Consider the following 23489-nt stretch of genomic DNA (forward strand, 5'->3'; position numbering starts at 1 on the left):
GCATGGTGTTCGCAGATCTGGTGTTCACCGCCGGCACACGGGGAGGACGGGTCTTCCTCGCGGACGCTGCGCGATCGACCGCGCATGCCGTCGCCGTCACGAACGGCCGCATCAGCGCAGTGGGACACGACGTCTCGGCGCTGGTCGGCCCGCACACCGAGGTCGTCGACCTCGACGGCGGGCTTCTGGTACCGGGGTTCCAAGACGCGCATGTGCACCCGGTGTGGGGTGGGTTGGACATGCTCCGCTGCGACCTCGCCGAGCTGTCGACGCGCGAGCAGTACCTCGACCGCATCGCCGCATATGCGCAGGAGCATCCCGATGACGAGTGGATCCTGGGCGGCGGATGGCAGATGTCGGCGTTCCCCGGCGGTGTACCGACCGCGGAAGACCTCGACTCCGTCGTGCCCGACCGCCCGGCATTCCTGCCCAACCGCGACGGCCACGGCGCCTGGGTCAACTCCCGAGCACTCGCGCTCGCCGGCATCACCCGCGCGACGGCCGATCCAGAGGACGGGCGGATCGAGCGCGACGCGACCGGCGCACCGAGCGGCACGCTGCACGAGGGCGCGATGGGCCTGGTCAACAGGCTGCTGCCGACGGAGGCGCCCGAGCGTCTGGTGGAGGCCCTCCTGCAGGGGCAGCGCCACCTGCACTCCTACGGCGTGACGGCGTGGCAGGACGCGATCGTCGGCACCGAGTACGGAGACGCGGGCGACCCGCTGCCCGCGTACCTGACCGCCGCCGCATCCGGTGCGCTCACCGGTCGAGTGGTGGGTTCGCTGTGGTGGGACCGGTCGCGCGGCCTGGAGCAGATCGACGACATCGTGCGCCGACGTGATGAGAGCACGGTCGGGCGATTCCGGGCACGCAGCGTGAAGATCATGCAGGACGGCGTGGCGGAGAACTTCACCGCCGCGATGCTCGAGCCCTACTGCGACGGCCACGGGCATCCGCGCGAGGACTCCGGGATCTCCTTCGTCGAGCCCGAGCTGCTCAAGGAAGCCGCGACCAGGCTCGATGCCCTCGGATTCACGCTGCACTTCCACGCGATCGGCGACCGCGCGGTGCGGGAGTGCCTGGATGCGGTCGAGGCCGCGCTCGTGCGCAACGGACCTCGCGGGAACAGACACCACATCTCCCACATCCAGGTCGTGCACCCCGACGACATCCCGCGGTTCCGGGCGCTCGAGGTCACCGCCAACATGCAGATGCTGTGGGCGACGCTGGAGCCGCAGATGGTCGATCTCACCATCCCCTTCCTCGGGGAACAGCGGTCGGCGTGGCAGTACCCGTTCGGTGACCTCCTGCGTTCGGGGGCCGCGCTCGCCGCAGGAAGCGACTGGTCGGTGAGCACACCGAACCCGATGGCGGCGATCCACGTCGCGGTGAACCGTCGTTCCGCGCCGACCGAGTGGGAGGGCGATTACGAGCCGTTCCTCCCCGAGCAGGCGATCGACCTCGCCACGGCTCTCGTCGCGTACACGGCGGGCTCGGCGCGGGTGAACCACCTCGACGACACCGGCACGATCGCCGTGGGGATGCGGGCCGACCTCGCCCTGCTCGACCGTGACCCGTTCGAGCATCCGGCCGACGAGATCGGCCTGACCGAGGTGCGCGGCACCTGGGTCGAGGGCGAGCGGGTGTACGACTGCGCGGAGTGAGCCGCGGGACGACTCCGAACACACGAAACCCCGACGACATCGCGTCGCCGGGGTTTCGCGCCGGGTGCTCGTGTCGTCAGCCCGCGGCGACCTCGTCGGCGACTGCGAGAGCCTCGTCGAGCGCGGTGAGACCGCGCACCAGGTCGTCTTCGCTGATCACCAGCGGCGGGGCCACGTGCACGCGGTTGAAGTGCGTGAACGGCCAGACTCCGGCCTTCTTGGCTGCTGCGGCGAAGGCCCCCATGGGTGCGGCCTCTGCGCCCGAGGCGTTGAACGGCACGAGAGGCTCGCGCGTCTCCTGGTCGCGGACCAGCTCGACCGCCCAGAACAGTCCGAGACCGCGCACATCGCCGACGCTCGGGTGCTTCTCGGCCCAGGAACGCACGGTCGGACCGACCACACGTTCACCGAGGTCGCGCACCCGCTCCAGGATGCCGTCGCGACGGAACACCTCGAACGTCGCGACACCCGCCGCGCACGCCAGCGGGTGTCCCGAGTAGGTCAGTCCGCCGGCGAACGGCATGGTGTCGAACGCGCTCGCGATGCGGTCGGAGATCACCACGCCGCCCAGCGGAACGTAGCCGGAGTTCACGCCCTTCGCGAAGGTGATCAGGTCGGGGCTGGCGTCGAACGCGTCGATGCCGAACCACTCGCCCAGGCGGCCGAATCCGACCATGACCTCGTCGGCGATGTACACGATGCCGTAGCGGTCGCACAGCTCGCGGACACCCTGCAGGTACCCGGGCGGCGGGACGAGCACGCCGTTGGTGCCCACGACCGTCTCGATGATGATCGCCGCGATGGTCTGCGGCCCCTCCAGCTGGATCGTCTGCTCGAGGTGTGCGAGCGCCCGCTCAGCCTCCTGCTCCGGAGTCTCGGAATGGAACGGAGAGCGGTACAGGTACGGTCCGAAGAAGCGCACGGCACCGGAGTCGACCGTGTCGTTGGCCCAGCGCCGCGGATCGCCGGTGAGCGAGATCGCCGTCGAGGTGGAGCCGTGGTAGCTGCGGTACATCGACAGCACCTTGCGGCGTCCCGTGAACTGGCGGGCCATGCGCACCGCGTACTCGTTGGCCTCGGCGCCGCCGTTGGTGAAGAACACCTTCTCCAACCCCTCGGGCGCGACCTCCGCGATCAGACGTGCGAGCTCGCCGCGCACGTCGTTGGCGATGGAGGGCTGGATCGTCGCGAGGCGTCCGGCCTGCTGCTGGATCGCGGCGACCAGATCGGGATGCTGGTGCCCGAGGTTGAGGTTCACGAGCTGGCTCGAGAAGTCGAGGTAGGGGTTGCCCTGGTAGTCCCAGAAGGTCGATCCCTCGCCCGCGGCGACGGGCAGCGGGTCGATCAGGCCCTGCGCGCTCCAGGAGTGGAACACGTGCCCGCGGTCGTCTGCACGCACCTGCGCTTCGGCTTCAGGGGCGGGCAGCGGGTGTGCGACCCCGTGTCGGTCGGTGAAGTTCGTCATCGTCGTGTCCGCTCAGTCGTTGCTCGGGAAGTCAGTGGTTGCTCGGGAAACCGAGATCGATCTGGGAGGGGGTGTGGTCGGGCCAGCGGGTGGTGACGACCTTGGAGCGCGTGTAGAAGTGCACCGACTCGGGGCCATAGATGTGCGAGTCGCCGAACAGCGAGTCCTTCCACCCGCCGAACGAGTAGGCGCCGATCGGCACGGGGATCGGAACGTTCACGCCGACCATGCCGACCTCGATGTCGAACTCGTACTGACGGGCCGTGCCGCCGTCGCGCGTGAAGATCGCGGTGCCGTTGCCGTAGGCGTTGGCGTTCACGAGGGCGACCGCGTCGGCGTATGTGTCGACGCGGACGACCGACAGCACCGGGCCGAAGATCTCGTCGTCGTAGACCTTCATGCCGGGGGCGACCTGATCGATCAGACTGACACCCAGGAAGAAGCCCTCCGAGTCGAACTCCTTCTGCGTGCCGTCGACGATGACCTTCGCGCCCTCGGCCTCAGCGCCCGTCACGTAGGAGGCGACCTTGTCCCGGTGCTCGCGGGTGATGAGCGGACCCATCTCGCTCGCGGTATCCGTGCCCGCGCCGATCGTGAGGTCGCCGATGCGGTCGGCGATCGCGGTGACGAGGTCGTCGGCGATGTCGCCCACCGCGACCAGCACGGAGACGGCCATGCAGCGCTCGCCGGCGGATCCGTAGGCGGCGGAGACCGCGGCGTCGGCTGCCGCGTCGATGTCGGCGTCGGGCATCACGACCATGTGGTTCTTCGCGCCACCGAGGGCCTGCACGCGCTTGCCTGCAGCCGAGGCACGCTGGTAGATCGAGCGGGCGATCGGAGTGGAGCCGACGAAGCTCACCGCGTTGACGCGCGGGGAGTCCAGGATCGCGTCCACGGCCTCCTTGTCGCCGTTGACGACGTTGAGCACTCCGTCGGGCAGGCCCGCCTCGCTGAAGAGCTTCGCGAGCCAGACGGAGGCGGACGGGTCCTTCTCGCTGGGCTTGAGGACGACCGTGTTGCCGCAGGCGATGGCCGAGGCCACCATCCACAGCGGCACCATGACCGGGAAGTTGAACGGGGTGATCGCCGCGACGACGCCGACCGGCTGCTTGACCGAGTGCACGTCGACGCCGCGGGCCACCTGCTCGCTGCGCTCGCCCTTGAGCAGGTGCACGAGGCCGGCGGCGAACTCGACGTTCTCGATGCCGCGCGACACCTCGCCCGCTGCATCCGAGAGCACCTTTCCGTGCTCGCTCGTCACGATCGCGGCGAGCTCCGGCGTGCGCTCCTTGAGCAGCTGGCGCAGGCGGAAGAACACATCGGCGCGCTTGATCAGGCTCGTCTCGCGCCAGGCGGGGAGGGCGGCGGCTGCGGCGGCGATCGCGGAGTCCACCTCGGCGGTGGACGCGAAGGCCACCTGCTTCGACACCTGGCCGGTGGCGGGGTCGAAGACCTGGCCGGTGCGGGCCGCTTCGGCGGTCTCCGCTCCGTTGATGACGTGACGGACGATGTCCACGATGTTCCTCCGAGGGCTGAAGAATGCGCCGTTCGAACACTCTGACCGGTGTCCGATAGGCTTGTGCTCCTCAATGATCACAGAGCCGAGGAGCTGGTCGTGATGTCAGAACGTCAGGACTTCCGCTCCATCCGGACAGATCGTCCGGTTCGTGGCGACGCCCTCCTCACGGTCGCCGACGTCCTCGCGGAGCCTGTGCTGCAGGCGGGCGCTCCGGAGGTGATCGTCGGCGGTGGGGCGCTCGATGCCGCCGTGCGCTGGGTGCACGTGTCCGACAGTGCCGGTGTCGCCCGTCTGCTCGACGGCGGGGAGCTCCTGCTCAGCACCGGGGCCGGCTGGCCGACCGCTCCGGCGGAACTGCGTGCTTTCGCGGTCGGACTGCATCAGGCCGGGGTCGCGGGTATCGTGGTCGAGCTCGGCTCTGGCCAGGCGCGCATCCCGGAGGCCGTCGTCGAGGTGTGCACGGAGCGCGGGCTCGCACTGATCGCACTCACCAGCGAGATCAAGTTCGTCACGGTCACGGAGACCGTGCACCGCGCGCTGATCGCGGCGCAGACCATGGCCCTGCGCGAACGCCAGCACCTGCACGAGCTCTTCACGGCGCTCAGCTTGCGCGGAGCTCCGGCCGACGTCGTCGTCGCGGAGACGGCGAGAGCGCTCGGCGCACCCGTCGTGCTGGAGAACCTGGCGCGTGAGGTGATCGCGCACGAGACCCTGCGGATGCCGGTCGCGGAGGCGCTGGGGAAGCTGCGCTCGGCCGACCGTGTGCCCGTACAGGCGCGCGGCGTGCGGTGGGGGACCCTCCTCGCACTCCCCGGACCTGCGCATCCTGCCGGCCGGCTCACCGTGCTCGAACAGGGGGCTACGGCCCTCGCATTCGGATGCCTCGCGGACGGCGGTGACTCCGAATGGTCGCTGCTCGCGCAGCGCGGCCTCATCGACGATCTGCTCGGCGCCCGCTTCGCGAGTCCGGATGACATCCAGGCCCGTCTCGCGACCAGCGGCTTCATGCTCGCGGGGCGGCACTGCCACGGCATCGTGGCACGCGGCACGGAATCTGCGGTGCACCTCGCGCACCGCGCGGCCAGGGCCGGGGTCGCGGTGGTCGCCGCGCGGGTGGGTGACGACGATGTCGCACTGCTGTCGCTGCCGGCATCCGCTCCGCTGACGGATGCGATCGTCACGAGCCTCGTCGGCCTCGACCGCACGGTCTTCGTGGGGCCCCCTGCGGATGACGTGCTGGGGCTGCTCGCCTCGCTTCGGGCCGCGCGCGATCTGGCGGCGAGCGACCGTTCGGACAGCGGTCCCCGCGTGCGGCGCGTCGACGACCGTCCGCTGGAGCGGTTCGTCGCCTCGTTGCGCGACGACCATCGCCTTCTCGCGCACAGCGAGCGGATGCTGGCGCCGGTCGTGTCGTACGACCGGGAGCGCCGAGGAGACCTGATCGACGTGCTGTCGGCGCTCGTCGCACACCCCGGGAATCGATCAGCGGCGGCGAACGCCAGTCACCTCTCGCGGTCGGTCTTCTATCAGCGCCTCACGTTGATCGGCGATCTGCTCGACGCGGACCTCGACGACGGGGAGACGCTCGCCGCGCTCCATCTCGCACTGCTGGCGAGGCGTAGCGCGACGCCCGTGGCCTGACCCTGCGTCCTCGCCGTCGTGGCGCCGTCGTGGCCGGGACGGTCAGAGTACGGACTGCGCGCGCGTCAGCACATCCCGCAGGATCTGCTCGATCTCCCGGAACTCGGACGGTCCGACCGTGAGCGGCGGCGCGAGCTGGATCACGGGGTCGCCGCGGTCGTCGGCGCGGCAGTACAGCCCGGCCTCGAACAGGGCGGGTGACAGGAAGCCGCGCAGCAGCCGCTCGGACTCGGCATCGTCGAAGGTCTCCTTCGTGCCCTTGTCCTTCACGAGCTCGATGCCGAAGAAGTAGCCGTCGCCGCGCACGTCGCCGACCAGCGGCAGGTCGAGCAGCTTCTCGAGCTCTGCACGGAACAGCGGGGAGTTCTCCCGCACGTGCGCGTTCAGTCCCTCCTCGTCGAAGATCGCGAGGTTCTCCAGTGCGACCGCGGCTGACACCGGGTGCCCGCCGAACGTGTAGCCGTGCGGGAAGGACAGGTCGCCCTTCGAGAACGGCTCGTAGATGCGGTCGCTGACGATCGTCGCGCCGATCGGGGAGTATCCGCTGGTCATGCCCTTGGCACAGGTGATCATGTCGGGCACGTAGCCGAGACCCGTGCAGGCGAAGGTGTGACCGAGACGCCCGAAGGCGCAGATGACCTCGTCCGAGACGAGCAGCACGTCGTGGCGGTCGCAGATCTCGCGCACCCTGGCGAAGTAGCCGGGAGGGGGTGGGAAGCAGCCGCCGGAGTTCTGCACCGGCTCCAGGAAGACCGCGGCGACCGTGTCGGCGCCTTCGAAGAGGATCATCTCCTCGATGCGGTCGGCCGCCCAGCGTCCGAACGCTTCGAGGTCGTCGGCGGGTCCGCCCATCTCGGCCGCGCGGTAGAAGTTGGTGTTCGGCACGCGGAAGCCACCGGGGGTGATCGGCTCGAACATCGACTTCATCGCGGGGATGCCGGTGATCGCCAGGGCTCCCTGCGGCGTGCCGTGATAGGCCACCGACCGCGAGATGACCTTGTGCTTGGCGGGCTTGCCCTGCAGCTTCCAGTAGTGCTTGGCGAGCTTGAACGCGGTCTCGACCGCCTCGCCGCCGCCGGTGGAGAAGAAGACCTTGTTGAGGTCGCCCGGCGCCTCGTCGGCGAGACGATCGGCCAACTCGATCGCGGCCGGGTGCGCGTACGACCACAGGGGGAAGAACGCCAGCTCGGAAGCCTGCGCCGCGGCAGCCTCGGCCAGTCGACGTCGACCGTGCCCTGCGTTCACGACGAAGAGGCCGGCGAGCCCGTCGAAGTACTCTTTGCCCTTGGCATCCCAGATGCGGTGCCCCTCGCCCTTGACGATGATGGGCACGCCCGACTCGGCCATCGTGGACTGCCGGGTGAAATGCATCCAGAGATGGTCCTTCGCCATCGTCTGCAGTGCGGACTCGGAAGGTATGGTGCGTGCGGTGCTCATCTGGTCCCCCAGTTGTAGAGCTGCTTCTGCAGCTTGGCGTAGATGAAGGTTTCGGTGGAGAGGACGCCGTCGATCGGGCGGATGACGTCGTTGATCAGCGCGAGCAGGTCGTCGTCGTCCTCGCAGACCACCTCGGCGAGGACATCGAAGGATCCGACCGTGATGACCACATAGTCGACGGCGTCGATGGCGGCGATGGCCTCGGCGACGCGGCGGGCGTCGCCGGACACGCGCACGCCGATCATGGCCTGGCGGTGGAAGCCCAGCTGCATCGGGTCGGTGACGGCGACGATCTGCATCACGCCGGACTCGGTGAGCCGCTGCACGCGCTGGCGCACGGCGGCTTCGCTCATCCCGACGGTGCGGCCGATCTCGGAGTACGAACGTCGTCCGTCCTCCTGGAGCAGCTCGACGATCGTCTTCGAGACCGCATCGAGGGAAGGGTGCTTCTTCGCCGGACTCATGGTGCGATCCTCGCACTCCACGATGCGCTGAGCAACCGATTTCGTGGAATCTGGCTATTCGTCCAGCGGAATCGGCAGGAATCTCAGCTCTCGAGCGGTCCCAGCCAGGCGCTCGCCGCCGTGGAGTGCGCGGACTCGGGGTCGGACGGGTGGAACGCTCCGGCCAGAACGTCGCGGTAGAGGCGCGAGAGTTCATTGGCCGAGAAGTACGACCCGCCGCCGGCGACGAGCATCGCCTCGTCGACGACGTGCTTGGCCATCGTGATCGCCCGATGCTTGACACCGGAGAGCTGGGGGAACCACCGCGCGCCGTGATCGACGCGCTCATCCACATCGCGTGCGAGCGCGGCGATCTGCGGGGGCAGCGCGTCGTAGGCGATGGCCATGTCGGCGATGCGCCAGCGGATGTCGGGATCCTGGCTGTACGCGAGCCCGGTCTTCTTCGAATGCCGCTTCTGCGCCGTGGCCACCGCGAGCTCCAACGCTCGCCGGGCGATCCCCGTGTAGACGGAGGCGAGCAGGATCTCGAAGACCGAGAAGATCCCGAACACGATCGGGTCGGGGCTGGGCCCCGGATCGATGCGTCGCACGACGTGGGCGGCGTCGGACACGGCGCCGTTCAGCCGGGTGGTCCTGCTCTGCGTGCCCCGCATGCCGAGGGTGTCCCAGTCGTCGGAGGTGGTGACGGCATCCGTGCGCTCAACGAAGGCGAAGACCAGCTTCGGGGCATCGGGGCTGGTGGTGTCGAGACCGTGCAGGCCCAGGCGCGTCCAGACCGGGGCGAGGGAGGTGAAGATCTTCGTTCCCGTGAAGGAGTAGCCGCCGTCCCCGTCCGGCACAGCCGCCGTGTCGCTGCCGAACAGCACCAGGTCGTTGCCGCCCTCGCTGATGCCGAACGCGAAGACCTCACCAGCGACGGCGCCGTCTTGCACGAACTCGAGGCCGGGGACCCCGCGGTCGGAGAAGACCTTCGCGACGCCCGTCCAGACGAGGTGCATGTTGATGGCCAGGGCTGTCGCCGGGGCCGCCCCCGCCAGGCGCTGCTGCAGGAGCGCGGCCTCGGCGAGCTCGAGTCCCGCGCCACCGCGCTCTCGTGGCACCAGGATCGACAGGTACCCGGCAGCCCGCAGCTCGTCCAGGTCCTGCTGAGGGAAGGTGTTCTCACGGTCGTGGATCGGCGCGCGCTCGCGGATGCGCTCGAGGAGGGCGTCGGGAAGGAATGCTGCGGGATCGAATGTCATGCCAGTGCCTCCAGAAGCTGCCGTACCGATTCCTCCGGGCGGTCGCGGTGCAGGGAGTGCCCTGCACCCTCGACCACCGATAGGGAGATGAGGGGGTTCGCGGCGAGCACCTCGTCGGCGAGCTCTCCCGTGAAGATGCTGTAGACGGCGGGATCCGCGCCGATCACGTGCGTGGGGACCGTCAGGCGCGCCGCTTCTGCGCGCACGTCCCACGGTCGATTCTGGGCGCTGGTCTGCTCCACGGCCCACGCGCTCGCACGCCGCACGGCGTCGACCTTGAGCTCCTGATCCTGCGGATGCCAGTGCGGATGCTCCTGCTGCACGACCTCGATCCGGGTGTCGGCGAACGCGCGTTCCTGGCTCCGGCGGATGATCGCGGCGTCGCGACCGTCCACGTGGATCGCCGGGTCGATGAGCACGAGGCGCCGGGTCCACTCCGGGCTGGAGGCCGCGGCGACCGTGCTGGCCGCGCCACCGAGCGAGTGACCGATGACGGCATCCCAGGCACGGTCGCCGTCGGGGATGGTCTCGGCGAGGTCGGCCCCATAGGCGGAGACCGAGTAGTCGAGGGAACGCGGAGCGTCGCCGTGGCCGCGGAGGTCGACGGCGGTCGCGTGCCAGCCCGCGTCGGCGAGAGCGTCGCCGAGACGCCACATCAGTGCGCCTGAAGACCCGAGACCGTGCACCAGAAGGGCGCGACGGGAGGCCGACGGCGACCCCCACGAGAGGCGGGGAAGAGTGAGCGGTGCGGCCATGCCCCCAGCCTATGACCGGGGACGTGCCGGGGTCCCCGGAGCGCGCAGTCTCGCGCGCATCAGCGCAGTGGCACCAGAGGCGGGAGGTCGGCCGCGATGGTCAGCACGCGCCCCGCGGCCGCGTGACCGGCGGAGAGGCGTGAGGTGAGGTCTTCTCCGTCGAGGGTCGCCGCGAGGAAACCGGAGGCGAAGGCATCCCCGGCGCCGACCGGCTCGACGACGTCGACCACGGGGGCGGGGACGAAGACAGGCTCGGCTTCCCCCTCGAACGCCGTGGCGCCGACATCGCCGTCCTTGACGATGAGCAGGGCGCAGTTCGGCAGGAACGCGCGGATCTCGGTCGGGGTCACCGTCCCCCAGATGCGCTCGGCCTCATCGCGGCCGACGAAGGTGATGTCCGCGGCGTCGGCGAGGCGGGCGAGCGTCTCGGCGGCATCGTCCCTGCTCCACAGGGGACGACGGTCGTTCACATCGAACGACACGAGGGCGCCGGCTGCGCGTGCATCGGTGAAGAGCCGGTCGACCATCTGCCGACACGAGGCCGACAGTGCTGGCGTGACCCCGGTGGTGTGCACGATGCGCACCCCGTCGAGGCGGGAGGGGTCGAGGAACCCCTGCTCCATGCGCGAAGCGGCTGATCCGCTGCGGTAGTAGTAGACGGAGGAGGACTCCGCGCCCGGGTCCTTGAACATGACCCCGGTCGGGGCGGCGTCGTCGCGCTCGACCCACAGCTCCACCCCGCGGCGTTCGAGCTCGGAGGCGATGCGGTCTCCGAGCGGATCGGCGCCGAGGCGGGATGCCCAGGCGACGCGGTGTCCCGTCGAGGCGACGCCGGCGGCCACGTTGGACTCCGCGCCGGCGAGTCCGACCGACGCCTCGGCGGCTTCGGCGAGCCGGGAGTCGGTCGGAGTGATCAGCGCCATGGTCTCGCCGATGCAGACGATCTCGGGGAAGGAGGAGGAGGGAGAGCTCATGAGGGGGTGACCGCCAGGGGTTCGGTGTCGGGGTGGGGGCTCGCGTCGCGGTGACGCAGGTCCGGGAAGGAACGGACGAAGACGACGGCCACGATCAGTCCGACCGCGGCGAAGATGGTGGCGGCGAGGTAGGCGCCGCGCCAGTCGCCCACATCCACGAGGAAGCCGGCGACAGCGGAACCGGCGGCGGCGCCGATGAGCTGTCCGGTGCCGGCCCAGCCGAAGGCTTCAGCGGTCTCGCTGAACTTCACGCTGGCCGAGGTGATCGCGAAGAGCACCGCCAGGGCGGGCGCGATGCCGATGCCGGCGAGGATGAGGGTGGCGCCCAGCCAGAACACGTTGAGCATGACCATCGTCAGCCCGAGGCCGATCGTGACGATCAGCAGACGGCGGGCCATGGCCCAGGGCCCGATGGGGATGTGGCCGAAGGCGAGACCACCGGCGAGGCTTCCGGCCGAGAACACGGCGAGGACGAGTCCGGCGGCGAGGCTTCCGTGCTCGAAGGTCGCCACGACGCCGACCTCGACGGCGGCGCAGGCTCCGATCAGGAGGAACCCGATCACGGTCGCCAGCATCACGGGCGGCTTGAGCACGACTTTTCCGAGGGCGTTGCGGCTGCGCGGGATGCGCACCCGCCCGACCTCGGGGGAGAGGATGAACCACGCGCCGCCGCCGACGAGGATGATCGCGACCAGCAGCAGACCCTCGGCGGTGCCGATCTGGGTCGAGACGAGTGTGATCACGACGGGCGCGAGCACCCAGATGATCTCCTGCAGCGACGCGTCGAGGGAGAACAGCGGGGTGAGGTTCGAGGAGTTCACGAGCTTGGGGTAGATCGTGCGCACGGCGGCCTGCACCGGTGGGGTGGAGAGGCCGGCGATCATCCCGAGCGCCATGTACCCCGGCACCTCGAGCGGAAGCAGAGCCAGACACAGTACGGCCACCACACACACCGACAGGGTGAGAGTGAGCACTCGACGCATGCCCCAGGCGCCCATCCAACGGCTGGTGATGGGGCCGGCGATCGCCTGGCCGACGCTGGTCGCGGCGAGGACGAGACCAGCGGACCCGTAGGAGCCGGTCTGCTGCTCGACGTGCAGCAGGATCGCCAGCGACATCATCCCGTTGGGGAAGCGCGCGGTCAGTTGAGCAGCGATCATGCGCGCCACTCCCGGCGTGCGAAGAAGATCCCGATATCCCGCCACCAGACAACGGTACCGGCCCGCGGGGCCGGTCGCGGATGGGGCGATCCGCGACACGCCCGCGACACGCCGAAGGGTGAATTCCACAGGAATCCGAATGTCGGTGGGGCGTCGTAACGTGCCCCCTGTGGATGGATCGCTCACAGGGGCTTCCCAGCCGCGATTTCACGCGGTTCGCGTGCCTTCGGAAGGGGGCTCGGCCTGTGGAAGAAACGGTGGAGAACCTGTGTTGTATCTGTTGAGAACGGTGGATAACTACACGGATGTAACTACTACCCCTTGTGGTCGCCCCCAATGTCGGTCCCCATATGTAGTATTGAAGTCCCGGCAGGGGGTCTACCGGGAAACAGCCTGTATGAGAAGCAGGCCAGAGATTTGAGGGGTTACGAAAAAGATGTCGATCACGGTCTACACCAAGCCTTCCTGCGTTCAGTGCAACGCCACCTACCGTGCCCTGGATGCCAAGGGAATCGAGTACGAGGTCCTCGACCTGTCGGAAGATCCGACGGCGCTCGAGCAGGTCAAGGCGCTCGGCTACATGCAGGCACCCGTCGTCGTCACCGACGAGGGCCACTGGTCGGGCTTCCGCCCCGACAAGATCGACGAGCTCGCGTCCCGTCTGGCGTGACGCACCATGAGCGCCGTCGCGACCGCAGCGCCGCTCCTGGTCTACTTCTCGAGCGTCTCGGGTAACACCGCGCGTTTCATCGAGAAGCTCGGGTTCCCGTCCCGACGCATCCCCCTCCACCGGAACGAAGAAGACCTCGTCATCGACGAGCCCTTCGTGCTGGTCACCCCCACCTACGGCGGGGGAGCGGGGCGCGGCGTCGAGAAGGGCGCCGTTCCGAAACAGGTGATCCGGTTTCTCAACGACGAGCGCAACCGACGCCACATCCGCGGAGTGATCTCCGCGGGGAACACCAACTTCGGCGATGCCTTCTGCCTCGCCGGTGACATCATCAGCCGCAAGTGCCACGTGCCTCACTTGTATCGGCTCGAGATCTTCGGCACACAAGACGATGTGGATCGCGTGAGCGACGGATTGGAACGACGGTGGCAGCTTCAGTGACCGAGACAGTGGCATTCAAGGCGAACCCCTCCTACGAGGGTCTCGACTATCACGCCCTCAACGCGATGCTCAACCTGTACGACGCGAACGGGAAGATCCAGTTCGACGCCGACAAGCGCGCCGCGCGGGAGTACTTCCTGCAGCACGTGAACCAGAACACGGTGTTCTTCCACTCGCTCAAGGAGCGCCTGGACTACCTCGTGGAGAAGGAGTATTACGAGGGCGCCGTCATCGAGAAGTACTCGATGGAGTTCATCCAGAAGCTCAACGACCTCGCCTACGGCAAGAAGTTCCGCTTCGAGACGTTCCTCGGCGCGTTCAAGTACTACACGAGCTACACGCTGAAGACGTTCGACGGCAAGCGCTACCTCGAGCGCTTCGAGGACCGCGTCGTCATGACCGCCCTCGGTCTCGCCGACGGCGACGAGAAGCTCGCCGTGGCCCTCGTCGAGGAGATCATCTCCGGTCGTTTCCAGCCCGCGACCCCCACCTTCCTCAACGCAGGCAAGGCGCAGCGCGGCGAGCTCGTCAGCTGCTTCCTCCTGCGCATCGAAGACAACATGGAGTCGATCGCCCGCGGCATCAACTCCGCGCTGCAGCTCTCCAAGCGCGGCGGCGGCGTCGCACTCCTGCTGTCGAACATCCGCGAGTCGGGTGCGCCGATCAAACAGATCGAGAACCAGTCCTCTGGCATCATCCCGGTCATGAAGCTCCTCGAAGACAGCTTCAGCTACGCCAACCAGCTCGGTGCGCGTCAGGGCGCCGGCGCGGTGTACCTCAACGCGCACCACCCCGACATCATGCGCTTCCTCGACACCAAGCGTGAGAACGCCGACGAGAAGATCCGCATCAAGACGCTGTCGCTGGGCGTCGTCGTGCCCGACATCACGTTCGAGCTCGCCAAGAACGACGAGGACATGTACCTGTTCTCGCCGTACGACGTCGAGAAGGTCTACGGCGTTCCGTTCGGCGACATCTCGGTCACCGAGAAGTACCGCGAGATGGTCGACGACCCGCGCATCAAGAAGACCAAGATCAACGCGCGCGAGTTCTTCCAGACCGTCGCCGAGATCCAGTTCGAGTCCGGCTACCCGTACGTCATGTTCGAAGACACGGTGAACAAGGCCAACCCGATCAAGGGTCGGATCAACATGTCCAACCTCTGCAGCGAGATCCTGCAGGTGAACACGCCGACCACGTACAACGACGATCTGTCGTACGACAACATCGGCAAGGACATCTCCTGCAACCTCGGTTCGATGAACATCGCGCTGTCGATGGACGCCGACGACCTCGGCCAGACCGTCGAGACCGCGATCCGGGCACTGACCGCGGTCAGCGACCAGAGCCACATCGGCTCGGTTCGTTCGATCGAGGACGGCAACGACCGCTCGCACGCCATCGGCCTGGGCCAGATGAACCTGCACGGTTACCTCGCTCGCGAGCACGTGTACTACGGCTCCGAAGAGGGCATCGACTTCACGAACATCTACTTCTACACGGTGCTGTTCCACGCGCTGCGCGCGTCGAACAAGCTCGCCATCGAGCGCGGCACGACGTTCGACGGGTTCGAGGACTCGACCTACGCGTCGGGGGAGTTCTTCGACAAGTACATCGACCGCGCCTGGGTTCCCGAGACCGAGAAGGTCAAGGAGCTGTTCGCCGGCAAGCACATCCCGACACAGGACGACTGGGCCGAGCTGAAGGCGTCGATCCAGAAGCACGGCATCTACAACCAGAACCTGCAGGCGGTGCCGCCGACCGGCTCGATCTCGTACATCAACAACTCGACGTCGTCGATCCACCCGATCGCGTCGAAGATCGAGATCCGCAAGGAAGGCAAGCTCGGCCGCGTCTACTACCCGGCGGCGTTCATGACGAACGACAACCTGGAGTACTACCAGGACGCGTACGAGATCGGCTACGAGAAGGTCATCGACACGTACGCCGCGGCCACGCAGCACGTCGACCAGGGTCTGTCGCTGACGCTGTTCTTCAAGGACACCGCCACCACGCGTGACATCAACAAGGCGCAGATCTACGCATGGCGCAAGGGCATCAAGACGATCTACTACATCCGCCTGCGTCAGCTGGCGCTCGAGGGCACCGACATGGCCGAGTGCGTCTCGTGCATGCTCTGACCTGTTGCTGACCTGAGAACGCGGCCGAACCCCGAGGAACGACGAAGAAAATGACTCCCGAAAGACTCAAGCTGGTCTCCAGCGTGCAGGCGATCAACTGGAACCGTATCCAGGACGACAAGGACCTCGAGGTCTGGAACCGTCTGGTGAACAACTTCTGGCTGCCGGAGAAGGTGCCGCTGTCGAACGACGTGCAGTCGTGGAACACGTTCACCCCCGACGAGCAGCTGCTCACCATGCGGGTGTTCACGGGGCTCACGCTCCTCGACACGATCCAGGGCACGGTCGGTGCGGTGTCGCTGATCCCCGACGCGATCACTCCTCACGAAGAGGCCGTGTACACGAACATCGCGTTCATGGAGTCGGTGCACGCGAAGAGCTACTCCTCGATCTTCTCGACGCTCGCGTCGACGAAGGAGATCGATGAGGCGTTCCGCTGGTCCACGGAGAACCCGAACCTTCAGAAGAAGGCTCAGATCATCATGGACTACTACCAGGGCGATGACCCGCTCAAGCGCAAGGTGGCCTCCACCCTGCTGGAGTCGTTCCTGTTCTACTCGGGGTTCTACCTGCCGATCTACTGGTCGTCGAAGGCGAAGCTGACGAACACGGCCGATCTGATCCGCCTCATCATCCGTGACGAGGCCGTGCACGGGTACTACATCGGCTACAAGTTCCAGAAGGGCCTCGAGAACGAGACCCAGGCGCGTCGCGATGAGCTCAAGGACTACACGTTCTCGCTCATGTACGAGCTCTACGACAACGAGGTGCAGTACACGCAGGACCTCTACGACGGTGTCGGTCTGACCGAAGACGTCAAGAAGTTCCTGCACTACAACGCCAACAAGGCCCTGATGAACCTGGGCTACGAGGCGATGTTCCCCTCCAGCGTCACGAACGTGAACCCGGCCATCCTGTCGGCGCTCTCGCCGAACGCCGACGAGAACCACGACTTCTTCTCGGGGTCGGGCTCGTCCTACGTCATCGGCAAGGCCGAGGCCACGGAAGACGACGACTGGGACTTCTGAGTCCAGATCGAGAATGCCCCCGGTGGCTGCTCATATCGAGCGGCCGCCGGGGGCTTCGTCGACCTGCGGGATCATCGTCACTCCCGTTCGGAGGACTCCTCGACGGGGTCGGAAGAGATCGGCCGTGAATCGCGCAGGTACGGGCGAAGGCTCTCGAAGAAGAGTGCGAGGGTGTCGGCGCGGTTCGCGCCCCCGTCCTCCTCATAGAGGATCTGCAGGCGCATCCCCTCGGCGAGGGCGATGGCCCAGCGGGCGACGGTCTCGGCGGTGACTCCGGCCGGCATCGCCGCGAAATCGAACGTCTCGCTGATGCTGCGGGTGAAATCGTCGAGTCGCTGGCGGTGCTGCTCGACGAAGTAGGTGTGCGCGGGATGGGTGTCGGCGAGCGCTTCCGCGGAGATCATCGCGTTGAGCTGCACGAGTGCCAGGTCGGATTCATGGTCTTTCAGCGTGCGCAGGTAACTGTTCACGTACGCCACGCCCGTGAGATCACCGTCTCGCAACTGCCTGATCGCGTCCGCGTCCCTCGCGGTCAACACCGCGAGCAAAAGGTCGGGCTTCGAGGGGAAGTGATGCAGCAGGCCGGCCTGGGAGATGCCTGCCCTTGCCGCGATATCGGCGATCGACGCCGAGTGATAACCACCTTCCGAGAAGATCTCGCCCGCGATCTCCAGGATGTGCTCACGTCGGGCTTCCCCTTTGGGGTTGCGGCGTTTGCGAGGTGCTTCGGGTTCGGAAGCGGCTGTCATGAAGGGTCCTTTCGCGGTGCTCTCAGACTAGCGAGCGGCGTTCTCCTGGCCGCGAAGGACGGGCACCTGCGCCAAAACTTAACAAGATTGGGTATTGATAAACCGACCAAGTGCACGGTAACTTTATCCGCGAGGCGGGGGCTCGCCTCATACGCAGCAGCATTTCGACAAGGAGGTCCTATGCGATCGTCATGGAAGAAACTGGTGGGCGGTGTCGCCGTCGCGGTGAGCGCGGCGCTCGTTCTCACGGGGTGCGGTGGGGGGAGCGCCGCGGACGGCGGGGGAGGCGCGGGCGATGGCGAGCAGACCCTGACGGTGGCCGCTCGTCAGGATGTCGCGTCATTCGACACCGGCCAGCTCGATACCGGTTTCCAGGTGCAGTACTGGCAGCCCGTGTACGACACCCTCCTGCGCTATACGCCGACAGGCGAGATCGAACCGAACATGGCGGAGGAATACACCTACAACGAGGACAACACCATCCTCACCCTCGCTCTCCGCGACGGCATCACGTTCAGCGACGGAACTCCGTTCACCGCGGATGTCGTGAAGGCCAACATCGAACACCTGCAGTCGGGCACCGGCGTCGCCGTCTACATGGTCGGCCTCGTGCAGGAGGTCGTCGTGATCGACGATCTGACCGTCGAGATCCGTCTGAGCGCTCCCGACCCCGCGTTCACCTATTACCTCTCGCTCGTGGCTGGTGCGATGGCGTCCCCGGCGGCTTTCGGCACCGAATCGTTCGCCACCACGCCGGTCGGCTCCGGGCCCTACCTGCTCGACGCGGATGCGACCATCCGCGGCAGCCAGTACAGCTACGTGCGGAATCCGGACTACTGGAACCCCGACGCCTATCCGTACGACAAGGTCGTCGTCAAGCCGATGGAGGACATCACCGCACGACTCAACGCCATCAAATCCGGGCAGGTGAACACCACAGACGTTGATGCCAGCGTGCTCAAGGAAGCGGAGGCCGCCGGACTCACGGTGAACGAGGCGCAGGTCACCTGGCTCGGGCTCATCGTGTTCGATCGCGACGGCGCGCAGGTGCCGGCACTCGGCGACATCCGCGTGCGTCAGGCCCTCAACCATGCCATCGACGGTGAAGCCATCGTCCAGAACATCTACGGAGGCAACGGCGCACAATCCCAGCAGATCTTCAACCCGGACAGCCCGGCCTTCGTCGGCGACCTCGACGACGCGTACCCGTATGACCCAGAGAAGGCGAAGGAGCTGCTCGCGGACGCCGGCTACCCCGACGGCTTCGAGATCACGATGCCCGAGGTCAAGGGCGATCTGACACAGCCCTACATCACGCAGCAGCTCGCCGACGTCGGCATCAAGGTGACCTGGGACAAGGTGGCCTCCGAGAACCTGGTGGGCGATCTGCTGGGCGGCAAGTACGCGATCGCCTCCTTCGGATCGAGCTCGGGGCACCCGTGGCGCGACATCTTCAAGATGGTCTCCCTGGACGGCGCCTGGAACCCGCTGCACACGACGACACCGGAGCTGGACGCACTCCTCGCGGAAGTTCAGGCCTCGACGGGCGAAGCGCAGACTGCCGCCTACCAGGCCGTGAACGAGTACATCACGGAGAACGCCTGGTTCGGGATCTGGCTCTTCACCTCGGTGATCCAGCTGACGGACGCGGGAACGGCCACGCAGATGCAGCTCGGAAGCAACGTCCCCTACCTGTCGAGCTACGCGCCCGCAAAGTGAGCCTGGTGCGGGGCTGGCCTCGGGTCGGCCCCGCACCCCGAAGGAGTTGAACGTGCTGGCATTCCTCATGAGACGGATCTCGGCGGGCCTCGTGCTCGTCGTCGCGATCTCGTTCGTCGCTTTCGCGTTGATGTACGCGGGCGGCGCCGATATCGCCAGAAGCATCCTCGGACCCGAGGCCACGCAGGACCAGGTCGAGGCGAAAGCGGCCGAGCTCGGCATCGACCAGCCGCTGCTGGTGCAATACGGCGAGTGGTTCGCGCACATGGTCAGGGGCGACTTCGGTCGTTCGTGGTTCACCGCCGAGTCGGTCACGGATGCCGTCGTCTCGCGTCTCGGGGTGACGTTGTCGATCGTGGTCGTCTCACTCATCGCCGTGGCCGTGATCAGCGTCGTGCTCGGTGTCGTCGCGGCGATCCGTCGCGGCTGGGTGGACAAGGTCGTCCAGGTCGTGTCCGTCATCGGCGTCGCCCTCCCGAACTTCTGGGTGGCACTGATCCTCGTGCTGACGTTGGCGATTAGCATTCCTCTGTTCCCTGCGACCGGATACGTGCAGCCGACCGAGAGCGTCAGCGGCTGGCTGCTCTCCATCACTCTCCCCGTGATCGCGATCACCATCGGAGGGATCGCCGGAGCCGCCCAACAGATCCGAGGGTCGGTGCTGGACGTGTCTCGGCAGGATTTCGTGCGCACTCTGCGGTCGCGTGGGTTGCCGGAACGGCGCGTGATCGCCAACCACATCCTGCGGAACTCGCTGGGCCCTGCCATGACGGTGCTCAGCCTTCAGTTCATCGCGATGATCGGCGGGTCCGTCGTGATCGAGAAGGTCTTCGCGATTCCCGGCCTCGGGATGCTGGCGCTCAACGCGACCCTGCGCGGCGACATCCCGATCGTGATGGCCGTCGTCATGACTATGGCTGTCGTCGTCATCGTCGTCAATCTGCTCATCGACCTGGTCAACGGCTGGGCGAGTCCGAAGGTGCGTGTGCAATGACCACTCCCACAACTCAGGCGATCGCCACAGCCCGCCGTCGTGACAGGCCCAGTGTGATGCGCGCGGTGCTGCGCAACCCGCTCGGCGCGGCGTCGCTCGCGACGATCGTCCTCATCGTGTTGATCAGTGCGGTCGCGCCCCTGATCGCTCCGTTCGATCCCGCTTACGTCGACATCACGGCCGCCAATGTGCCGCCGGGCACCGACGGTCATCTGCTAGGCGCCGACGCCTCCGGGCGCGACGTGTTCAGCCGCCTCCTCGTGGCCGGTCAGCTCACGCTCGCCGGGGCCGCGGTCACCGTTCTGATCTCCGTGCTGCTGGGGGTGAGCGTCGGTCTGATCTCGGGGTACTTCGGCAAAACGTTCGACCTGGCAGCGGGATGGGTGTCCGACCTGGTGCTGGTGCTACCGAGCAAGATCGTGCTCGTCGCGCTGTTCGCCGTGATCGGACCGAACACTCTCATCACCATGGCGGTGCTCGGCGTGATGGTCGCACCGCAGTTCTATCGGCTGGTGCGCAACCTCGTCATGGGGGTGAAGAACGAGCTGTACGTGGACGCTGCCCGGGTCTCCGGTCTCTCCGACGCCGCGATCATCGGCCGGCATGTGCTGTTCGCCGTGCGCGCGCCGATCATCATCCAGGCGGCCTTCGTTGCCGGCATCGCGGTCGTGATCCAGGCCGGACTCGAATTCATCGGTCTCGGCGATCCGAACACCCCGACCTGGGGAGGGATGCTCCAGGACGCCTTCGCGGCGATGTACAAGTCTCCGACCATGCTGATCTGGCCCGGACTAGCGATCGGACTGTTCGTGGCGGCGTGCGTGCTGTTGGGCAATGCGGTGCGCGATGCCTTGGAAGGCACCGACGCCGCGTTGAGCGCGACGACAACAGCGGCAACGGCCTCCACCACGGCCGCGCGCACGGTCGAGAAGCATGTCGTGGCGGACGAGTCCGATGCGAACGACGCACTGCTGCGCGTCGAGAACCTGTCCGTGGGTTATCCGGATCGCGACGGCGGAGTGAAGGCGGTCGTGGAGTCGGTGTCGTTCGCCGTTCGACCTGGCGAGGTCGTCGGCGTAGTGGGGGAGTCGGGGTCCGGCAAGTCTCAGACGGCGTTCTCGATCCTCGGCCTGCTGCCACCCGGCGGCCGAGTCGTCGGCGGACGGATCCTCTTCGAGGGGAAGGAGCTCGATCCGAGAACGGGAGCGGCGCGCTTGCGAGGCACCCGCGTCGCGTACATCCCGCAGGAGCCGATGAGCAACCTCGACCCGGCGTATCGGATCGGCGCACAACTGATGGAGCCCCTCGTGATCGTCTCGAAGCTCCGTAAGGCGGAGGCCAGGGAGCGGGCACTGTCCTTGCTCGCCAGGGTCGGGATCCCCGACCCCCGGCGTGTGTTCGACGCCTACCCGCACGAGATCTCCGGAGGGATGGCGCAACGTGTGCTGATCGCCGGTGCGATCGCCGGAGAGCCCGATCTGATCATCGCCGATGAACCGACCACGGCGCTCGACGTCACCGTCCAGGCAGAGATCCTCGACATCCTTCGTGATCTGCAGCGCGAGCGTGGGATGGCGATGATGCTCGTCACGCATAACTTCGGCGTCGTCGCCGATCTCTGTGACCGGGTGGTGGTGATGCAGACCGGTCGCGTCGTCGAGACGGGCACCGTCGCGAAGATCTTCGACGCCCCCCAGCACGCCTATACCAGGATGCTGCTCGGGTCGATCCTCGATGGGGGGGCGGCCCGCCCGGACTACGAGGGTGCCCCAGACAGCTCCGAGTCCGCTCAGAAGGAGGCCGCGCTGTGACCGCTCCGCTGCTGGAGGTCGCTGACCTCCGTGTCGCCTATCCGCGAAAGGGGTGGCGTCGGGAACCCGTCGAGATCCTGCACGGCGTCTCGATCGACGTCCGTCCCGGCGAGACGGTCGGTCTCGTCGGCGAATCGGGATCGGGCAAGACCACCCTCGGACGCGCCATCCTCGGGCTCGCGCCGATCACCGGCGGGTCCATCCGCTTCGCGGGGACCGACATCACGAATGCGGTGCGCTCGAGACGCCGACAGTTGGCACGCGACATCCAGGTCGTCTTCCAGGATCCGTACGGATCGCTGAATCCCGCTTTGCGCATCGAGGACATCCTGGCCGAGCCCCTGCGCGTGCAGGGCGTGCGCGCTGACGTCGCGAGGGAGCGGGTGACGGAGTTGCTCTCCCAGGTGGGTCTCCCCGATGACGCGGGGAGTCGGCTGCCGCGGGAGTTCTCCGGAGGCCAGCGGCAGCGTGTCGCCATCGCGCGCGCGTTGGCGCTCCGCCCCAAGCTGATCGTGTGCGACGAGCCGGTGTCGGCTCTGGACCTGTCGACGCAGGCTCGCGTGTTGGATCTGTTCATCGAGATCCAGGAGCGCACCGGCGTCGCTTTGCTCTTCGTCTCGCACGATCTGGCCGTCGTCCGTCATGTGAGCCACCGGGTCGCCGTGATGTACCGCGGCGACATCGTGGAGTTCGGGCGCGGAGACGTGGTCACGGCGGATCCGGAGCACTCCTACACCCGCCGTCTTCTGATGGCAGCTCCGGTACCCCATCCGGCGGAGCAGCAGGAGCGTCGTGCCGAGCGGCGGCGCATCCTCGAAGACGAGGCGCAAGCCATGATCGAGGCGGTATGAGCGGCGCATCCCCATGGATCTGAGCATGGAGACGTTCGACCTGTCGCTCAGGATCGCCGCGGCGATCCTGCTCGGTGCGACCATCGGCCTCGAACGTCAGTGGCGCTCCCGCATGGCGGGGATCCGCACGAATGCCCTCGTCGCCGGAGGATCCGCGCTGTTCGTCGTGCTCGGCGCCTACGGCTTCGAGGGCGTCACGGCTGACCCGACTCGAGTGGCTGCGCAGGTCGTCTCCGGCATCGGCTTCCTGGGTGCCGGCGTGATCCTGAGAGAGGGACTGAACATCCGCGGGCTCAACACGGCGGCGACACTCTGGTGCGCAGCGGCGATCGGGTCGCTCGCCGGCGCCGGACTCTACATCCTGGCGCTCGTCGGCGTCGCCTTCATCGTGGGCGCCAACACGGTCATGCGTCCCGTCAGCAGGTTGATCAACAGTCGCCGTCGATCCCCCGACCTCGAAAGCACCGAAGACGACGACGGTCCGCTTCAGCCCATCGAGTACATCCTCGAGGCGAAGACGAACGACAAGAGCGAGCAGCGGGTGCGAGCCCTCGTCCTGCAGGCAGTGAACCGCCCGGAACTCACTCTGCGATCCATACAGTCCTCCAGCGGCAAGAACTCTCGCGTGGTGGTCCATGCGGATCTGTTGGCCAGCTCGGATGCGGATGCCGGGGTCCTCGAGCGCGCCGTCCAGCGCATCAGCCTCGATCCCAAGGTCATGTCGGTGCGCTGGTGGGCGGAAGACAACGCCGATGACTGACACGA

20 protein-coding genes are annotated in these 23489 nt (G+C 67.3%); 11 read left to right on the forward strand and 9 right to left on the reverse strand.

Features of this window, described 5'->3' with window-relative positions; translation table 11 throughout:
• Positions 1-2: 2 nt before the first annotated feature.
• Positions 3-1664, forward strand: coding sequence for an amidohydrolase (locus tag ILP86_RS05345; protein WP_193761531.1), 1662 nt, complete (start codon positions 3-5; stop codon positions 1662-1664).
• Between the two features lie 76 nt (positions 1665-1740).
• Here the strand turns inward: ILP86_RS05345 and ILP86_RS05350 are convergent, their stop codons facing one another.
• Positions 1741-3129: an aspartate aminotransferase family protein gene (locus tag ILP86_RS05350; protein WP_193761532.1), complete on the reverse strand. Its 1389-nt coding sequence runs from the start codon at positions 3127-3129 to the stop codon at positions 1741-1743.
• A 31-nt stretch (positions 3130-3160) separates the two neighbouring features.
• Positions 3161-4645 (reverse strand): CoA-acylating methylmalonate-semialdehyde dehydrogenase, encoded by a 1485-nt coding sequence (locus ILP86_RS05355; RefSeq protein WP_193761533.1) that lies wholly within the window; start codon positions 4643-4645, stop codon positions 3161-3163.
• A 102-nt stretch (positions 4646-4747) separates the two neighbouring features.
• On the opposite strand from ILP86_RS05355, the gene ILP86_RS05360 reads away from it, so the two are divergent.
• Positions 4748-6289, forward strand: coding sequence for a PucR family transcriptional regulator (locus ILP86_RS05360; protein ID WP_193761995.1), 1542 nt, complete (start codon positions 4748-4750; stop codon positions 6287-6289).
• 42 nt (positions 6290-6331) lie between these two features.
• Here ILP86_RS05360 and ILP86_RS05365 read toward each other — a convergent pair whose 3' ends face one another.
• The 6 genes from ILP86_RS05365 to ILP86_RS05390 form a co-directional block, all read right to left on the reverse strand.
• Positions 6332-7726 (reverse strand): aspartate aminotransferase family protein, encoded by a 1395-nt coding sequence (locus tag ILP86_RS05365; protein ID WP_046749776.1) that lies wholly within the window; start codon positions 7724-7726, stop codon positions 6332-6334.
• Positions 7723-8190, reverse strand: coding sequence for an Lrp/AsnC family transcriptional regulator (locus ILP86_RS05370; protein WP_045263434.1), 468 nt, complete (start codon positions 8188-8190; stop codon positions 7723-7725). Before ILP86_RS05370 ends, ILP86_RS05365 begins: the two co-directional genes overlap by 4 nt.
• Positions 8191-8273: 83 nt before the next feature.
• Positions 8274-9431, reverse strand: a complete 1158-nt coding sequence (locus ILP86_RS05375) for an acyl-CoA dehydrogenase family protein (RefSeq protein WP_193761534.1) — start codon at positions 9429-9431, stop codon at positions 8274-8276.
• Positions 9428-10186, reverse strand: a complete 759-nt coding sequence (locus tag ILP86_RS05380) for an alpha/beta fold hydrolase (RefSeq protein WP_046749774.1) — start codon at positions 10184-10186, stop codon at positions 9428-9430. Before ILP86_RS05380 ends, ILP86_RS05375 begins: the two co-directional genes overlap by 4 nt.
• Positions 10187-10245: 59 nt before the next feature.
• Entirely contained in the window at positions 10246-11160 is a 915-nt protein-coding gene (locus tag ILP86_RS05385; protein ID WP_193761535.1) for a sugar kinase, read from the reverse strand.
• Positions 11157-12320 carry an MFS transporter gene (locus tag ILP86_RS05390; protein WP_227750915.1) on the reverse strand — a complete coding sequence of 388 codons (1164 nt, stop codon included), beginning with the start codon at positions 12318-12320 and terminating at the stop codon, positions 11157-11159. Before ILP86_RS05390 ends, ILP86_RS05385 begins: the two co-directional genes overlap by 4 nt.
• 436 nt (positions 12321-12756) lie before the next feature.
• Between ILP86_RS05390 and nrdH the strand changes: the two genes are divergently transcribed.
• Genes nrdH through nrdF form a run of 4 tightly spaced genes read left to right on the forward strand, consistent with a single transcriptional unit; the run spans position 12757 to position 16600 of the window.
• Complete coding sequence (nrdH, locus tag ILP86_RS05395; RefSeq protein WP_045263439.1) at positions 12757-12990, forward strand: glutaredoxin-like protein NrdH; 234 nt, start codon at positions 12757-12759, stop codon at positions 12988-12990.
• A 6-nt stretch (positions 12991-12996) separates the two neighbouring features.
• Positions 12997-13431: a class Ib ribonucleoside-diphosphate reductase assembly flavoprotein NrdI gene (gene nrdI, locus ILP86_RS05400; protein WP_045263440.1), complete on the forward strand. Its 435-nt coding sequence runs from the start codon at positions 12997-12999 to the stop codon at positions 13429-13431.
• Complete coding sequence (gene nrdE / locus ILP86_RS05405) at positions 13428-15572, forward strand: class 1b ribonucleoside-diphosphate reductase subunit alpha (RefSeq protein WP_046749771.1); 2145 nt, start codon at positions 13428-13430, stop codon at positions 15570-15572. Before nrdI ends, nrdE begins: the two co-directional genes overlap by 4 nt.
• Positions 15573-15622: 50 nt before the next feature.
• Positions 15623-16600, forward strand: coding sequence for a class 1b ribonucleoside-diphosphate reductase subunit beta (gene nrdF, locus ILP86_RS05410; protein WP_193761537.1), 978 nt, complete (start codon positions 15623-15625; stop codon positions 16598-16600).
• 77 nt (positions 16601-16677) lie between these two features.
• Here nrdF and ILP86_RS05415 read toward each other — a convergent pair whose 3' ends face one another.
• Positions 16678-17349, reverse strand: a complete 672-nt coding sequence (locus ILP86_RS05415) for a TetR/AcrR family transcriptional regulator (protein ID WP_193761538.1) — start codon at positions 17347-17349, stop codon at positions 16678-16680.
• A gap of 180 nt (positions 17350-17529) precedes the next feature.
• Between ILP86_RS05415 and ILP86_RS05420 the strand changes: the two genes are divergently transcribed.
• The 5 genes from ILP86_RS05420 to ILP86_RS05440 are packed head-to-tail and all read left to right on the forward strand — an operon-like array spanning position 17530 to position 23484.
• The gene (locus ILP86_RS05420) at positions 17530-19068 is read left to right on the forward strand and encodes an ABC transporter substrate-binding protein (protein WP_193761539.1); all 1539 of its coding nucleotides are present in this window, start codon (positions 17530-17532) and stop codon (positions 19066-19068) included.
• Positions 19069-19120: 52 nt separating this feature from the next.
• Positions 19121-20062, forward strand: coding sequence for an ABC transporter permease (locus tag ILP86_RS05425; protein WP_193761540.1), 942 nt, complete (start codon positions 19121-19123; stop codon positions 20060-20062).
• A complete protein-coding gene (locus ILP86_RS05430) occupies positions 20059-21873 on the forward strand; it encodes a dipeptide/oligopeptide/nickel ABC transporter permease/ATP-binding protein (protein ID WP_193761541.1) in 1815 nt (604 codons plus the stop codon). The genes ILP86_RS05425 and ILP86_RS05430 overlap by 4 nt, the downstream gene beginning before the upstream one ends.
• Positions 21870-22724, forward strand: a complete 855-nt coding sequence (locus ILP86_RS05435) for a dipeptide/oligopeptide/nickel ABC transporter ATP-binding protein (protein WP_193761542.1) — start codon at positions 21870-21872, stop codon at positions 22722-22724. Before ILP86_RS05430 ends, ILP86_RS05435 begins: the two co-directional genes overlap by 4 nt.
• Before the next feature lie 25 nt (positions 22725-22749).
• Positions 22750-23484: an MgtC/SapB family protein gene (locus tag ILP86_RS05440; protein ID WP_193761543.1), complete on the forward strand. Its 735-nt coding sequence runs from the start codon at positions 22750-22752 to the stop codon at positions 23482-23484.
• The last annotated feature ends 5 nt before the right edge of the window (positions 23485-23489 follow it).

It is taken from the genome of Microbacterium sp. R1, assembly GCF_015159725.1.
GTDB lineage: Bacteria > Actinomycetota > Actinomycetes > Actinomycetales > Microbacteriaceae > Microbacterium > Microbacterium oxydans.

Coding starts and splice junctions, on each gene's coding strand:
- nrdH (WP_045263439.1), top strand. CDS start 12,757: ATGTCGATCACGGTCTACACCAAGCCTTCCTGCGTTCAGTGCAACGCC.
- ILP86_RS05345 (WP_193761531.1), top strand. CDS start 3: ATGGTGTTCGCAGATCTGGTGTTCACCGCCGGCACACGGGGAGGACGG.
- ILP86_RS05380 (WP_046749774.1), bottom strand. CDS start 10,186: ATGGCCGCACCGCTCACTCTTCCCCGCCTCTCGTGGGGGTCGCCGTCG.
- ILP86_RS05420 (WP_193761539.1), top strand. CDS start 17,530: ATGCGATCGTCATGGAAGAAACTGGTGGGCGGTGTCGCCGTCGCGGTG.
- ILP86_RS05370 (WP_045263434.1), bottom strand. CDS start 8,190: ATGAGTCCGGCGAAGAAGCACCCTTCCCTCGATGCGGTCTCGAAGACG.
- ILP86_RS05440 (WP_193761543.1), top strand. CDS start 22,750: ATGGAGACGTTCGACCTGTCGCTCAGGATCGCCGCGGCGATCCTGCTC.
- nrdI (WP_045263440.1), top strand. CDS start 12,997: ATGAGCGCCGTCGCGACCGCAGCGCCGCTCCTGGTCTACTTCTCGAGC.
- ILP86_RS05350 (WP_193761532.1), bottom strand. CDS start 3,129: ATGACGAACTTCACCGACCGACACGGGGTCGCACACCCGCTGCCCGCC.
- ILP86_RS05365 (WP_046749776.1), bottom strand. CDS start 7,726: ATGAGCACCGCACGCACCATACCTTCCGAGTCCGCACTGCAGACGATG.
- ILP86_RS05360 (WP_193761995.1), top strand. CDS start 4,748: ATGTCAGAACGTCAGGACTTCCGCTCCATCCGGACAGATCGTCCGGTT.
- ILP86_RS05375 (WP_193761534.1), bottom strand. CDS start 9,431: ATGACATTCGATCCCGCAGCATTCCTTCCCGACGCCCTCCTCGAGCGC.
- ILP86_RS05415 (WP_193761538.1), bottom strand. CDS start 17,349: ATGACAGCCGCTTCCGAACCCGAAGCACCTCGCAAACGCCGCAACCCC.
- ILP86_RS05390 (WP_227750915.1), bottom strand. CDS start 12,320: ATGATCGCTGCTCAACTGACCGCGCGCTTCCCCAACGGGATGATGTCG.
- ILP86_RS05430 (WP_193761541.1), top strand. CDS start 20,059: ATGACCACTCCCACAACTCAGGCGATCGCCACAGCCCGCCGTCGTGAC.
- ILP86_RS05385 (WP_193761535.1), bottom strand. CDS start 11,160: ATGAGCTCTCCCTCCTCCTCCTTCCCCGAGATCGTCTGCATCGGCGAG.
- nrdF (WP_193761537.1), top strand. CDS start 15,623: ATGACTCCCGAAAGACTCAAGCTGGTCTCCAGCGTGCAGGCGATCAAC.